This window comes from Sphingomonas sp. AOB5 (assembly GCF_029433115.1).
In the GTDB taxonomy this organism is placed as follows: Bacteria; Pseudomonadota; Alphaproteobacteria; order Sphingomonadales; family Sphingomonadaceae; genus Sphingomonas.
Window position 1 is genome coordinate 62,889 of the sequence record NZ_JARNTV010000017.1, and the last position, 13,561, is coordinate 76,449.

Genomic DNA, 13,561 nt, shown 5'->3' on the forward strand with positions numbered 1-13,561 from the left:
CTATGCCGAACGATATTATGCCGCGGAAAGCAGCACGGCTCGGACGGCCTTTTTTTCTTGTGCAGTTCTGGAAGAATCGCACCATTTCGGTGTCATATCCAACCGGAACCATATGTCCCTCCTGCGTTACCCGAGGGTATATCCTTTTAGTTTAACGTTTGCTCAAACTATGAAGTGCCGCACCGGAGTCAATAGGCCAGCTACTCACTCCGGCGCGGCGCTGCGTCAGGCTGCGGCCGTTTCCTGTGCAACCACAGTTTCGCTCTCAACGGCAATTCCGTACTTTTGCGTCGCCACCTCGGCGCTGATCTTGCCGTTGCGCAAGTCGGAGCGGACGAGCTGCGGATCGCGATCGCGCGGATCGCCGAAACCGCCGCCGCCGCCGGTGACGTGACGGAACACATCGCCCCGGTGCAGTTCGGTCGTAACCTTGCTGGGCAGCGGCGCGACGCCCTGCCCCGGATTGACGAAGTTCCACGAGGCCGAACCTTCCTCGCCCTGATCCAGGCCCCAGGGACGATGCGTGCGCCGGTCCGAACGGACCTGAAGGATCGCACGGCCCTCGGTCAGCCGCATGTCGCGCACGATGGCCAGGCCCCCGCGCGAACGGCCCGCGCCGCCGCTGTCGGCCACAAAGCCATATTGTTCGCAGCGCAGCGGATATTCCGCCTCGATCACTTCGATCGGGATGTTGGTGCAGTTCGACGCGACCAGCGCCATCGCGTCGCCATCGCCACGATAATGCGATCCGCCCCACGCGCCGAAGATCAGGTCGCAATGGACGAACGGCTCGCCATTGTCGCGCGTGCCGCCGATCGTGACGAAGGTGTTGCCGCCTTCCGATGCCGCCATGGTCTTGGCCGGCACTGCCTTGCCCAGCGCCGCCAGCACCAGTTCGGACAGGCGGAAGCCGGTCAGGCCGCGCGCGGCGCAGGCGCCGGGCAGCGTCACGTTCAGGATCGTGCCCTTCGGCGCGATGATCGTGATCGGCCGCATGAAGCCGCCATTGTTCGGGATATCGGCGTCAAACACGCAGCGCAGCGCGAGATAGGTCGATGCCTTGGTGAAGCTCTCCGTCGCGTTCAGCGCGCCGCGCACCATCGGCGACGAGCCGGTGAAGTCGGCAACGATCTCGCTGCCCTTGACGGTCAGCGCGAGCTTGAGCGGAATGGCTTCGTCGGAGAAGCCGTCATCGTCGATATAATCCTCGAAGTGGTAGACGCCGTCGGGCAGCGCCTCGATCTCCGCCCGGGTCAGCTTCTCGGCATAGTCGAGCAGAGCGGCCAGATAGCGCTGAAGCCACGGCAGGCCATGCTTGGCGACGAGCTTCAGGAATTCGCGCTCGCCATACGTACACGCCGCGACGGTCGCGTGGATATCGCCGGTCACCATCTCGGGCAGGCGGACATTGGCCGCCAGGATATCGAACACCGAACGGTTCTGCTCGCCCTTCTCGAACAGGCGGACGACCGGGAAGCGGATGCCCTCCTGATAGATTTCGGTGGAGTCGCTCGCATTGCTGCCCGGCACGCGCCCGCCCATGTCGGCATGGTGCGCCACGGCTGCGGCGAAGGCGGCGGGCTTGCTGTCGTTGCCCGGCACGAAGATCGGCTTGAACACGAACACGTCGGGCAGATGCATGCCGCCATTATACGGATCGTTCAGCAGATAGACGTCGCCCGGCGCGATGCTGTCGCCGAACTTGGCCAGCACCGCGGCCAGCGCGTCGGGCATCGCGCCCAGATGCTGCGGCACGGTCAGGCCCTGTGCGAGCAGCTCGCATTCCGGGGTCAGCAGCGCGGTGGCGAAATCGCCGCCGTCGCGGATAATGGTCGAATGGCCGGTGCGGAAGATCGTCAGCGCCATCTCGTCCGAGATCGCACGCAGCGCGTTGTTGAGGATTTCCAGCTCGATGGCGTTGATGGTCTCGGTCATGGATCAGTTCCCGATATTGGTCTTGATGACGATGCAGCCATTCGCGTCGAGCGAGGCGTCGCATCCCGGCGGGACGACGGTGGTCGAATCATATTCCTCGATGATCGCGGGACCGGCGAGCGTCTTGCCCGCCAGATCGCGGCGGATCAGCACCGGGGTGGGCAACAGGCCATGGTCCGGGCCGAAATAGACGTCGCGCTGCTGCATGGTGCCGCGCCGGTCATCGAGCGACGCGGCCCAGTTCAGCTCGGGCTGCTTGGGACTCTGCGCCACCACGCGCAGGTTCGCGATCTGAAGCGGCGCGCCGTCGGTGTTGAAGCCATAGGTCTTCTCATATTCCGCGCGGAACCGCTCGGCCGCTGCGTCGATCGCTTCGGCAGTCACGACACCGGCGGGCAGTACGATCGGCAGGCTCGCGGTCTGGCCGATCACGCGGCATTCCAGCCGGCGCTCCAGCTCGATCCGGGTCAACGGATATTCGGGATCGTCGACCGAGGCCCCGGCCTCCAGCGCCACGAATGCCGCTTCCAGTGCCGCCAGATCCAGCGTGTCGAAGCGCTGCATATAGGTCTGGGTGAAGTGCCGCTCGACGCGCGCGGTCAGCAGGCCGAACGCACTGAACACACCCGGGCTAGGCGGCACGATCACCGTGCCGATCTCCATCTTCTGCGCGATATGGACCGAGTGGATCGCGCCATTGCCGCCGAATGCGTACAGCACGAAGTCCTTCGGATCGCGGCCGCGCTCGATGGTGACCGAACGCAGTGCGCGCATCATGTTGGCATTGGCGATCGAATGGACACCGAACGCCGCCTCCAGCACCGGCAGGCCGATCCGGTCCGCCACCTGGCTCTGGATCGCATCGAGCGATGCCTGGCGATCCACGGGGATCGTGCCCCCAGCAAGACCCTGCGGGTTGATATAGCCGAGCACCAGATTGGCGTCGGTCACGGTCGGCTGGGTGTTGCCCTGGCCGTAACAGACCGGCCCCGGCACTGCGCCGGCGCTCTTGGGGCCGACCTGGATACCGCCCGCCTTGTCGAACCAGACCAGGCTGCCGCCGCCCGCACCCACTTCGGACAGATCGACCGAAGGCGAACGCAGCGCATAGCCGCCGCCACGCGTCAGGCGCGATCCCATCGAGACGCCGCCGCCGACCTCATATTCAGTCGCCTGCGGCACCTGATATTCCTCGATCACTGCGGCCTTGGCGGTGGTGCCGCCCATGTCGAAGCTCAGTGCCTGGTCATGGCCATTGCTCTCGGCCAGCGCGCGGCATCCCATCACGCCTGCGGCCGGACCGGATTCGATGATCAGCACCGGGCTTTCCGCCGCGGCATTGGCCGACAGCATGCCGCCGTTCGACTGCATGATGAGCAAGGGTGCGGTGACGCCGCTCTCGGCCAGCGAGTCCTTCAGCAGCCGCACATAGCGCTGCACCGTGGGCAACACATAGGCGTTCACAGCGGTCGTGCTGGCGCGCTCATATTCCTGCATCTCGGGCGCGAGTTCGACCGAGAGGGTGATCGGCGTTTCAGGGAAGGCCGCGCGCAGCGCCGCGCCTGCCGCAATCTCATGCTCGGGATTGGCATAGCTGTTGAGGAACATCACCGCGATGGACTCGGCACCCTCGTCGATCAACTGGCGGCCCCGTTCGACCACTTCGTCGCGATCCAGCGCGACCAGCACGCTGCCGTCGCCCGCGATCCGCTCGGCGGTTTCGAGGCGACGCGCACGCTCGATCAGCACCGGCGGCTTCTGCCAGCTGATCTCGTACAGCTTGGGCATGCGCAGCCGGCCGATCTCCAGCACGTCGCGGAAACCCTTGGTTGTGATCAGACCGGTGACCGCGCCCTTATATTCCAGGATCGCGTTGGTCGCGATGGTGGTGCCATGGACGATCTCGGTGATCGCCGGACGTTCCAGCCCATCCGCATCGGCAGCGTTGCCGATCGCGTTCAGGATGCCCTGGGAATAATCGCCCGGCGTCGAGGGCACTTTCTGCCGCAGCACACGGCCGTCGTTGCTGACCGCGACCATGTCCGTGAACGTGCCGCCGATATCGACCCCGACCCGCCAACTCACCGATGTCATACGCCTGATGCCCCTTAGTCCAGAAACTGATCTTCGAACGCGCGTGCCTCGGCCGTGCCGACGATCCGGTCGCGTTCTGCGAAGTCCACCGCGCCGGCAAAGCCCAGGGGCGTGCCGTGCGCGCGAAGATGGTCGAGCGCCGCCCGGGCGCCCGCGATGGCCGCGAGTTGCTGCTCGGCGGGCCAGGTGATGATGGCGAAGCCCATGGCCTCGAGCGCGTCGGCGGCGATCGTGTCGCCCTTGCCGGAAACGACCGCGATCAGCTTCGGCGCAGCGACCCGCGTGGCGACCGCTTCAATGGCAGCGCGGTCGTGGAGATGCTCGACATAGACCAGATCGACCCCGGCATCGGCCAGCGCGTTGGCGCGATCGATGGCCTCGTCCAGCCCCAGATGCGGCGCGGCATCGGTACGGCCGATCACCAGGAAATCCGGATCGGTTCGCGCACCCAACGCGACCTTCAGCCGGGCCACGGCAGTGTCGCGCGAAAGCAGGTTCGCAGCGCCGTCACGACGACGACGCGGGATCTCGAAATCGTCAATATGCAGACCCGACGCACCCGCCCGCTCGATCCGCGACACCGCCCGCTCAAGGTGAAGCGCGCCGCCGAACCCGGAGTCACAATCGACCAGGAAAGGCAGGCTCGACACTTCGGCGATGCCGCGAACGCGTGCCTCAAGCTCGCTCAGCGTGACCAGCCCAAGGTCCGGGCGCCCCATCCCCCGCGCGACTGCGCCGCCGGACAGATAGGCCCCCGCGAACCCTGCCAGCTCTGCCAGTCGCGCGGAAAGCCCGTCCGAAATCCCCGGCAACCGCACCGGCCCAGCTGCAAGCAAGGGGCGAAACCCACGCTTTCCGTAGTTTAACGTTTGCGTTTCGCGCGCGCAATGAGGCCCTGAGGTCATGCCCGCCCTTAGATCGCTACGACGACCGACTTGGTCTGAAGATAGGGTGCGAGGCCATCAAAGCCATTCTCGCGGCCCCAGCCGGACTGCTTGTATCCGCCCCACGGCATCGACACGTCGACGAAGTGATAGGTGTTCATCCACACCGTGCCCGCGCGCACCTGTTGCGCAAAGCGGTGCCCGGTCGACAGGTTGGTGGTGAAGATCGCAGCCGCCAGACCATAATCGCTGTCATTGGCGAGCAGCGGGATTTCCGACGGATCGTCGAACGGCGCCGCAACCAGCACCGGGCCGAATATCTCCTCACGGACGATCTTCATCTCGGGCCGGGTATTCACAAACACGGTCGGCTTCACGAAGTAACCGGTATCGCCGTGGCGGCCGCCGCCGACCACGACTTCGGCGCCCTCGGCCACACCCGCATCGATCATGCCGGTCACGCGCTCCAGTTGGCGCTGCGATACGACCGGACCCATTTCGGTCGCGGCATCCATGCCGTTGCCCAGCCGGATATTGCCCGCAATCTCGGCAATGCCCGCGACGACGCGATCGAACACCTTGCGCTGGACATACAGGCGCGTGCCCGCCGAGCAGATCTGCCCGGCATTGGCGAACACCGCATTGGCGGCGCCCGGAATGGCGCGATCCAGATCGGCATCGTCCATCACCACGACCGGCGACTTGCCGCCCAGTTCGAGGCTGACCTTCTTGAAGTTGCCTGCAGCGCTGTTGATGATCGAGCGGCCGGTGGCGGTCGATCCGGTGAAGGCGATCTTGTCGACCTGATGGTGGCTGGCCAGCGCTGCGCCGGCATCGGCACCATAGCCGGTGACGATGTTCACCACACCGTCCGGCACACCCGCCTCGATCAGCAGCTCGCCCAGCCGCAGCGCGGTGAGCGGGGTATCCTCGGCAGGCTTCAGCACGCAGGTGCAGCCGGCGGCCAGCGCCGGAGCAAGCTTCGCCGCAGTGATGATCGGCGCATTCCACGGAGTGATGATCGCCACCACGCCGACCGGCTCGAGCAGGGTGAAGGCGTGATATTCGGCACCATTGCCCGACAGGTTGGTGGTCTTGCCATCCAGCTTGTCGCACCAGCTCGCGTAATAGCGGAAGGTCGCGGCCGCGCCGGGCACGTGACCGCCCACCGCCTGCGCCAGCGGCATGCCGTTGTCGAGCGTCTCGATCCAGCCAAGCTCCTCCGCATTGGCGTCGATCAGGTCGGCCAGGCGATTGAGGATGCGCGCACGCTCACGGGTCGGCAGTCCGGACCAGCGGCCATCGTCGAAGGCGCGCCGTGCAGCCGACACCGCCGCATCGACGTCCACCGCCGTGGCGGCAGGGACGGTGGTGAGTTGGCTGCCGTCGGCCGGGTTCAGCACGGCGATGGTGGCGCCAGAACGCGCATCGACCCACTGGCCATCGATCAGCATCTGCGTCTGGAAACTGGGTGACTTGGCGATGGCGGTGGTCTGGGCAGAGGCTTGCGACATTCTACTCTCTATACTGTTGCGACATCCGGCGACCGGAAGGATTACGGCACCAGCGCCGATCCGCACATAGCGCATGGCGCGGGCCAGGCCCGCTCCGCCGCATTGCCGATATCCCCGGAGACCCGGCCCGGCACTCGCCGTCACCGCCCGTTCTGAAACCATAGACGAGCCGCAGCGCGGACCCCGCCAATTTTTCCGCGGAAAATCATGCGGTTCATTTTGGCGGTTGCGGCGATCCGGCACGTCCTCCTTACCGGGGACAGGTGCGCAACGGCGCATCGACGCGCCCTTTCGAACATTCCATTCGTCCAGGGCTAGCCGTTCCGCGCCATGTTGCTCATCGTCGTGAAGGTCGCGCTTACCGCGCTGGTCGTCGTCAGCGCCACCATCGTTGCCGAGCGGCTCAAGCCGATCTGGGCAGGTATTCTGACTACCATTCCGCTGTCATCCGGAGCCGCATTCGTGATGCTGGCTTTGAGCGAAAGCCCCGCCTTCCTGTCCGACGCCGCGCTCGCCGCGCTGGTCACCAGCATCGCCGCCTATGCCTATCTCGCGGTGTTCGTCTCGCTCGCGCCGCGTCGTGCGGCATTTGCCAGCGTTTCCGCCGCCTTCCTGACCTGGCTGGCGTTCAGCACGATAAGCTATGCCTTCGCATGGTCGCTGACAGCCGCGCTGCTGGGCAACCTGCTGGCCTATGCCGCCTGCCGCATCATCACCCGGTCTGCGCCCGATCCGCATGTAGCGGGCCGCCGCGCGTCGCCCACGCGGCGAGACCTGCTGCTGCGCGGCCTTGCGGTCGGACTGCTGGCAACGGTCGTATCGATCTCGGGCCGCTATGTCGGGCCGACCGTCGCGGGAACGCTGGCGGTGTTCCCGATGGTCTATGTCACCGTCGCCTTCATCGTCCATCGCCGGGCGGGAGGAGCAGTGGCAGCGGCGACCATGGGATCGGCCGCCACGCCGCTCGTCGGGGTCAGCCTCGCCTTCTTCACTCTTGCAGCACTGGCGACCGTCACCGGCTCGCTTGCCGCCATGCTCGCCGCTCTCGCGGTCACGATGCTGTGGCCGCTGATGCTCGCGCTGCGCCACCTTCACCTCAACAGGGCCATTCCCGCATGAAGACCGAAGCCGAAACCCGGATCGAACTCGCCGCCTGCTATCGCCTCGCCGCGCGGCATGGCTGGGACGAGTTGGTCTCGACCCATATCTCCGCGCGCGTGCCGGGCAGCAGCGATATCTTGCTCAACCCGATGGGCCTGATGTTCGACGAGGTTACCGCGTCCAGCCTGGTCCGCGTGTGCGAGGACGGCAGTATTGCGGATGACCCGACGGGCCTGGGCTACAATGCCGGCGGGTTCATCACCCACAGCCAGCTCCATCGCGGTCGCGCCGATGCGGAGTGCGTGGTCCACCTTCATCCGCAAGCGGCGGTGGCCATGTCGTGCCGCCCGGAAGGGCTGCTGCCGATTACCGACGATGCCGCGCTGATCGTCGCCGACCTTGCCTATCACGACTATGAGGACGGGCCGAAGCATCTGGCCGAGCCGGAGGGCCTGCTACACAGCTTCGCCGACCGCAATTACATGCTCCAGCGCAACCATGGCGCCTTCACCATCGGCACCAGCATATCTCAGGCATGGCTGCGCATGTACGCCCTCACCCGCGCCTGCGAAGTGCAGATCATGGCGATGGCGCATGACGGCGCGATCGATACCGTCCCCGCGCCTTCCGCCGATCCCGAACTGACGGCAAAGCGCAATACGAAGGCCGCGCGGGTGGGCAATCTCGGCTGGACGGCACTGCTGCGTCGGCTGGACCGCGAAGAACCCGATTACCGGGATTGAGCCGATGCTGCCTGCGGAGATGCTTCCCGAAGATGCGGCGCGCGCGGTTCTGGTCGGCCGCGTGTGGCGCGGTGACCGGCCATGGCTGGTCACCGTGCGAAATGGACGCCTGCTGAGCCTCGATGGACTGGCCGACACGATGAGCGAGTTGCTCGATCTGCCCGATGTCGCGGCGGCAGTCGCCGCCTTCGACGCGTCGCCGCTCGACGTCACCGAAGCGGACCTGCTCGCCCCGTGCGACCTTCAGGCGATCAAGGCAGCTGGAGTCACCTTCGCCGACAGCATGCTCGAACGCGTGGTCGAGGAACGCGCCGGGGGCGATGTTGCCAAGGCCGCGTCGATCCGCGCGGAGATCGAGGCGCTGGCGGGCAGCACCCTTGCCGGCGTCCGACCCGGCAGCGCCGAAGCCGCCGCTCTGCGCGAAGCGATGATGGCCGCGGGCCAATGGTCGCAATATCTCGAAGTCGGGCTGGGTCCCTATGCCGAGATCTTCACCAAGGCCCAGCCCATGTCCGCGGTCGGATGGGGCGCTGCGGTGGGGCTGCATCCCGCCTCGCAATGGAACAATCCCGAACCGGAAATGGTGCTGGCCGTCACCAGCCGGGGCGAGATCGTCGGCGCGACGCTCGGCAACGACGTCAACCTGCGCGATATCGAGGGGCGCAGCGCGCTGCTGCTACCGATGGCCAAGGACAATAACGCCTCATGCGCGATCGGGCCATTCATCCGCCTGTTCGACGCGCATTTCACGCTGGAGGATGTTCGCGCGGCTGACGTCTCGGTCGAGATCGCGGGTGAAGACGGGTTCCGCTGCAAAGGCGTGAACTCGATGGCCCGCATCAGCCGCGATCCGCTCGATCTGGTCGCGCAGGCATATGGGCGATCGCACCAATATCCGGATGGCTTCATGCTGTTCTGCGGAACCATGTACGTGCCGACCGACGATCGCGGTGCGTCGGGTCAGGGGTTTACGCACCACCTCGGCGATAAGGTCTCGATCCGCTCGCCGCGCATCGGGTGCCTGGTCAACAGCGTGACGCGGAGCGATCTGGCGCCGCCCTGGACCTTCGGTGTCGGGGCCTTGCTTCGTGCAATTCAGCCGAAAGGTCGTGAGGGCTGACTCGCCATCGGATTGCGGTCCAAGATCGCCGCGTCGCCCTCACCTACCGCAAGTTCGGCCGCAGCCAGCGTTCCACTTCCGCCACCGGGAGATCACGCCGGGCGGCATAGTCGGCCACCTGGTCCTCGCCGATCTGGGCCACGCCGAAATACTCGCATTCGGGGTGGCCGAAATAATAGCCCGACACCGCCGCGGTCGGCAGCATCGCCATGCTTTCGGTCAGCGTAATCCCGGCCACGTCGCCGGTGCCAGCCGCCAGCATTTCGAACAGTTCGGGCTTCAGCGTGTGATCCGGGCACGCCGGGTAGCCGGGCGCGGGGCGGATGCCGCGATAATGTTCGCGGATCAGTTCCTCATTCGACAGATTCTCGCCCGCCGCATAACCCCACAAAGTCGTGCGGACATATTGGTGCAGCCGCTCGGCAAAGGCTTCGGCGAGACGATCGGCCAGCGCCTTGAGCAGGATGTCCGAATAATCGTCATGGTTCGCCTTGAAGCGGGCGAGGTGTTCGTCGATCCCGTGTCCCGCCGTCACCGCGAAGCCGCCGATCCAGTCGCCCTCAGGCGCGATGAAATCGGTCAGGCACATATTGGCGCGGCCCTCGCGCTTGGCGATCTGCTGGCGAAGCATCGCGATCCGGCGCTCGCCCTGCCCGTCCTCGACGATGATATCGTCACCGTCGCGGCGGCACGGCCACAGGCCCACTACGCCACGCGCGGTCAGCCATTTCTCGGCGATGATCGTGTCGAGCATGGTCTGCGCGTCGGCGAACAGCCCGCGCGCGCTCTCGCCCACCACGGCATCCTCGAGAATTCCGGGATAATTGCCCGCCAGCTCCCATGAGCGGAAGAAGGGCGTCCAGTCGATCGTCTCGCGCAGATCGGCCAGCGACCAGTCGTCGAACCGGTGCAGGCCCGGCTGGAGCGGCGCCGGCTGCTTCAGTTCGAAATCGGGCTTGAACGCATTGGCACGCGCCTGTTCGAGCGAGACCAGCGTCGAGCCACCCGAATTGGCGCGCTTCACACGCACTTCGTCATATTCCGCCTTGGTGCGGCTGACGAAATCGGTCGACTGGCCCTCCGACACCAGCGAAGTGCACACGCCCACCGCACGGCTGGCGTCGAGCACATGAACGACCGCGCCGGAATAGGCCGGATCGATGCGCAGCGCGGTGTGCACGCGGCTGGTGGTCGCGCCGCCGATCAGCAGCGGCATCGTCATGCCGGCACGCGCCATTTCCTCGGCGACGGTCACCATCTCGTCCAGCGAAGGCGTGATCAGCCCGGAAAGACCGATCATGTCCGCGTCATTTTCGTTGGCGGCCTGGAGGATGGTCTGCCACGGCACCATCACGCCCAGATCGACGATCTCGAAGCCGTTGCACTGAAGCACGACGCCGACGATGTTCTTGCCGATATCATGCACGTCGCCCTTCACGGTCGCCATGATGATCTTGCCCTTGCCCTTGGCGCCGGGTTCCTTGGCGGCCTCGATGAAGGGCAGCAAATGCGCCACCGCCTTCTTCATCACGCGCGCGGACTTCACCACCTGCGGCAGGAACATCTTGCCCGATCCGAACAGGTCGCCGACCACGTTCATACCGTCCATCAACGGGCCTTCGATCACTTCGATCGGCCGGGCGAACGCCTGACGGCACTCTTCGGTATCGTCGACGACATGCAGGTCGATGCCCTTGACCAGCGCATGCTCGAGCCGCTTGGCGACCGGCCAGCCGCGCCATTCCTCGGCGGCCTTTTCCTGCGCGGCGTCGGTGCCGCGGAAACGCTCGGCGATGGCGATCAGCCGCTCGGTCGGGGTCTCGCTATCGCTGCGCGCCGGGCGGTTGAGGATCACATCCTCGCACGCCTCGCGCAGTTCGGGATCGATCGTGTCGTACACGTCGAGCTGACCGGCATTGACGATGCCCATGTCCATGCCCGCGGGGATGGCGTGGTACAGGAAGATGCTGTGCATCGCCTTGCGCACCGGCTCGTTGCCGCGGAACGAGAAGCTCAGGTTCGAAAGCCCACCCGAGATATGGCAGTGCGGACAGCGCGCCTTGATCTCGCGGCACGCCTCGATGAAGTCGACGCCGTAGTTGTTGTGCTCGTCGATGCCGGTCGCCACCGCGAAGATGTTGGGATCGAAGATGATGTCCTCGGGCGGGAAATCGATCGTCATCAACAGCTTGTAGGCGCGCTCGCAGATCTCGACCTTGCGGGCCTGGGTATCCGCCTGGCCGGTCTCGTCGAACGCCATGACGACCACGGCGGCGCCATAGGACATGCACTTGCGGGCATGATGCAGAAAGGCCTCCTCGCCTTCCTTCATGCTGATCGAATTGACGATCGGCTTGCCCGAGACGCACTTCAGCCCCGCCTCGATCACCGACCATTTCGAGCTGTCGATCATCACCGGCACGCGGGCGATGTCCGGCTCGGCGGCGATGCGCTTGAGAAAGGTGGTCATCGCCGCTTCGGCGTCGAGCAGGCCCTCGTCCATGTTGACGTCGATGACCTGCGCGCCATTCTCGACCTGCTGCAGCGCGACGGTGACTGCGGCTTCATAGTCGCCGGCCATGATCAGCTTCTTGAACGCCGCCGATCCGGTGACGTTGGTACGTTCGCCGACATTGACGAACACCGCGGTCGGCGCGGTGTCCTGAACTTCGATCGTTTCGGTCATGCGGGAATCAACATCGGTTCGAGGCCGGCAAGGCGGGTCTGGGGCTTGAGCGAAGGCGGGGTGCGCGGCGCGCGTCCGGCGACGATATCGGCCATCGCCTTGATATGCGCCGGCGTCGAGCCGCAGCAGCCGCCCAGGATGTTGACCAGCCCGTTGCTGGCCCAATCGCCCACCTTCGCTGCGGTCTGATCGGGCAGCTCGTCATATTCGCCCAGTTCGTTGGGCAGGCCGGCATTGGGATAGATCATGATCAGCGTGTCGGCGATGCCCGAAAGCGTGCGGACATGCGGGCGCAGCTGGTCCGCGCCGAACGAGCAGTTCAGCCCGATCGTCACCGGCTTGGCATGACGCACCGCGTGCCAGAAGGCCTCGACCGTGTGGCCCGAAAGGTTGCGGCCCGAAAGATCGGTCAGCGTCATCGACATCATGATCGGCACGTCATGGCCAACCGCTTCGGCGGCTTCCTGTGCGGCCATGATCCCGGCCTTGGCGTTCAGCGTGTCGAACACCGTCTCGATCAGGATGAAGTCGCATCCACCCTCGATCAGTGCGTCGCACTGTTCGCGGTACACGCCCTTCAGATAGTCGAAGTCGATCTCGCGATAGCCCGGATCGTTGACGTCGGGCGAAAGCGACAGCGTCTTGTTGGTCGGCCCGATCGCGCCGGCGACGAAGCGGCGATTGCCGTCCTTCGCGGCATATTCGTCGGCAAGGCGGCGGGCGATCCGCGCCGATGCGACGTTGATCTCGCGGACCAGATGCTCGGCGCCGTAATCCGCCTGGCTGATGCTGTTCGCGGAGAAGGTGTTGGTCGAAACGATGTCCGATCCGGCTTCCAGATATTCGCGGGTGATGGTCTCCGGCACTTCGGGCTTGGTCAGCGCCAGGATGTCGTTGTTGCCCTTCTGGTCATGGCTCAGCCCCAGATCGCCGGCATAATCGGCCTCGGACAGCTTCCAGTTCTGGATCTCGGTGCCGAAGGCGCCATCGGTCAGCAGGATGCGATGCTGTGCCGCCGCGACCAGCGCGGCGCGAGCGCCACCGGGTGCCGGGGGATATTGGGTTTGGCTGGTCGCCATTTCGAGTCGTCCATGCTGGCAGAAAAACGATGCTACCAGTTCCATATAAAGATATCTTTATATGTTCAAGTCACTCGAACGACAGGCACGATGATCGGCAGCCCTTGCGGATCGCGGGCGGTGAGCACCTCGACACCGAAGGCATCCGCGATATTGGCCGCGGTCAGCACCGCATCCCGCTCGCCCGAGGCGAGCACCCTGCCCTGCTTCAGCAGGATGATGTCGTCGGCAACGCGCGCGGCTTGGGTCAGATCGTGCAGCACCAGAATCACCCCGGCGCCCTCGCCGGCCACCTTACGGAGCATGGCCAGCGTATCGAGTTGATGCGCGGGATCGAGGCTGGCGAGCGGCTCGTCGGCCAGCAGCCAGCGCGGCTGCCCCGCCAGCACGCGCGCCAGCAGCACC

At 65.6% G+C, this 13,561-nt stretch carries 10 protein-coding genes; 3 read left to right on the forward strand and 7 right to left on the reverse strand.

The genetic code is table 11. The features are described from left to right. Positions 1–225: 225 nt before the first annotated feature. The 4 genes from P1X14_RS09880 to P1X14_RS09895 are packed head-to-tail and all read right to left on the reverse strand — an operon-like array spanning position 226 to position 6,427. A complete protein-coding gene (locus P1X14_RS09880; protein ID WP_277315181.1) occupies positions 226–1,935 on the reverse strand; it encodes a hydantoinase B/oxoprolinase family protein in 1,710 nt (569 codons plus the stop codon). 3 nt (positions 1,936–1,938) lie between these two features. Continuing rightward, the gene (locus P1X14_RS09885; RefSeq protein ID WP_277315182.1) at positions 1,939–4,020 is read right to left on the reverse strand and encodes a hydantoinase/oxoprolinase family protein; all 2,082 of its coding nucleotides are present in this window, start codon (positions 4,018–4,020) and stop codon (positions 1,939–1,941) included. Between the two features lie 23 nt (positions 4,021–4,043). Continuing rightward, positions 4,044–4,934, reverse strand: a complete 891-nt coding sequence (locus tag P1X14_RS09890) for an isocitrate lyase/phosphoenolpyruvate mutase family protein (protein ID WP_277315183.1) — start codon at positions 4,932–4,934, stop codon at positions 4,044–4,046. Between the two features lie 8 nt (positions 4,935–4,942). After that, entirely contained in the window at positions 4,943–6,427 is a 1,485-nt protein-coding gene (locus P1X14_RS09895; protein WP_277315184.1) for an aldehyde dehydrogenase family protein, read from the reverse strand. 330 nt (positions 6,428–6,757) lie between these two features. Between P1X14_RS09895 and P1X14_RS09900 the strand changes: the two genes are divergently transcribed. The 3 genes from P1X14_RS09900 to P1X14_RS09910 are packed head-to-tail and all read left to right on the forward strand — an operon-like array spanning position 6,758 to position 9,391. After that, entirely contained in the window at positions 6,758–7,546 is a 789-nt protein-coding gene (locus tag P1X14_RS09900) for a hypothetical protein (RefSeq protein ID WP_277315185.1), read from the forward strand. Further along, positions 7,543–8,271: a class II aldolase/adducin family protein gene (locus tag P1X14_RS09905; protein WP_277315186.1), complete on the forward strand. Its 729-nt coding sequence runs from the start codon at positions 7,543–7,545 to the stop codon at positions 8,269–8,271. Before P1X14_RS09900 ends, P1X14_RS09905 begins: the two co-directional genes overlap by 4 nt. A 4-nt stretch (positions 8,272–8,275) precedes the next feature. Continuing rightward, positions 8,276–9,391 (forward strand): fumarylacetoacetate hydrolase family protein, encoded by a 1,116-nt coding sequence (locus P1X14_RS09910; protein ID WP_277315187.1) that lies wholly within the window; start codon positions 8,276–8,278, stop codon positions 9,389–9,391. A 43-nt stretch (positions 9,392–9,434) separates the two neighbouring features. On the opposite strand, the gene metH is transcribed toward P1X14_RS09910, so the two are convergent. From metH to P1X14_RS09925, 3 genes are all read right to left on the reverse strand, one after another. Next, complete coding sequence (gene metH, locus P1X14_RS09915) at positions 9,435–12,077, reverse strand: methionine synthase (protein WP_277315188.1); 2,643 nt, start codon at positions 12,075–12,077, stop codon at positions 9,435–9,437. Continuing rightward, positions 12,074–13,156: a homocysteine S-methyltransferase family protein gene (locus tag P1X14_RS09920; protein ID WP_277315189.1), complete on the reverse strand. Its 1,083-nt coding sequence runs from the start codon at positions 13,154–13,156 to the stop codon at positions 12,074–12,076. Before P1X14_RS09920 ends, metH begins: the two co-directional genes overlap by 4 nt. 65 nt (positions 13,157–13,221) lie before the next feature. Beyond that, on the reverse strand, positions 13,222–13,561 hold a 340-nt coding region (locus P1X14_RS09925; protein WP_277315190.1), incomplete at its 5' end, for an ABC transporter ATP-binding protein.

Bases quoted from the DNA above. Each gene is read 5' to 3' on its own strand.
- P1X14_RS09880 (WP_277315181.1), bottom strand. From the start codon at position 1,935: ATGACCGAGACCATCAACGCCATCGAGCTGGAAATCCTCAACAACGCG.
- P1X14_RS09890 (WP_277315183.1), bottom strand. From the start codon at position 4,934: ATGACCTCAGGGCCTCATTGCGCGCGCGAAACGCAAACGTTAAACTAC.
- P1X14_RS09895 (WP_277315184.1), bottom strand. From the start codon at position 6,427: ATGTCGCAAGCCTCTGCCCAGACCACCGCCATCGCCAAGTCACCCAGT.
- P1X14_RS09900 (WP_277315185.1), top strand. From the start codon at position 6,758: ATGTTGCTCATCGTCGTGAAGGTCGCGCTTACCGCGCTGGTCGTCGTC.
- P1X14_RS09905 (WP_277315186.1), top strand. From the start codon at position 7,543: ATGAAGACCGAAGCCGAAACCCGGATCGAACTCGCCGCCTGCTATCGC.
- P1X14_RS09910 (WP_277315187.1), top strand. From the start codon at position 8,276: ATGCTGCCTGCGGAGATGCTTCCCGAAGATGCGGCGCGCGCGGTTCTG.
- metH (WP_277315188.1), bottom strand. From the start codon at position 12,077: ATGACCGAAACGATCGAAGTTCAGGACACCGCGCCGACCGCGGTGTTC.
- P1X14_RS09920 (WP_277315189.1), bottom strand. From the start codon at position 13,156: ATGGCGACCAGCCAAACCCAATATCCCCCGGCACCCGGTGGCGCTCGC.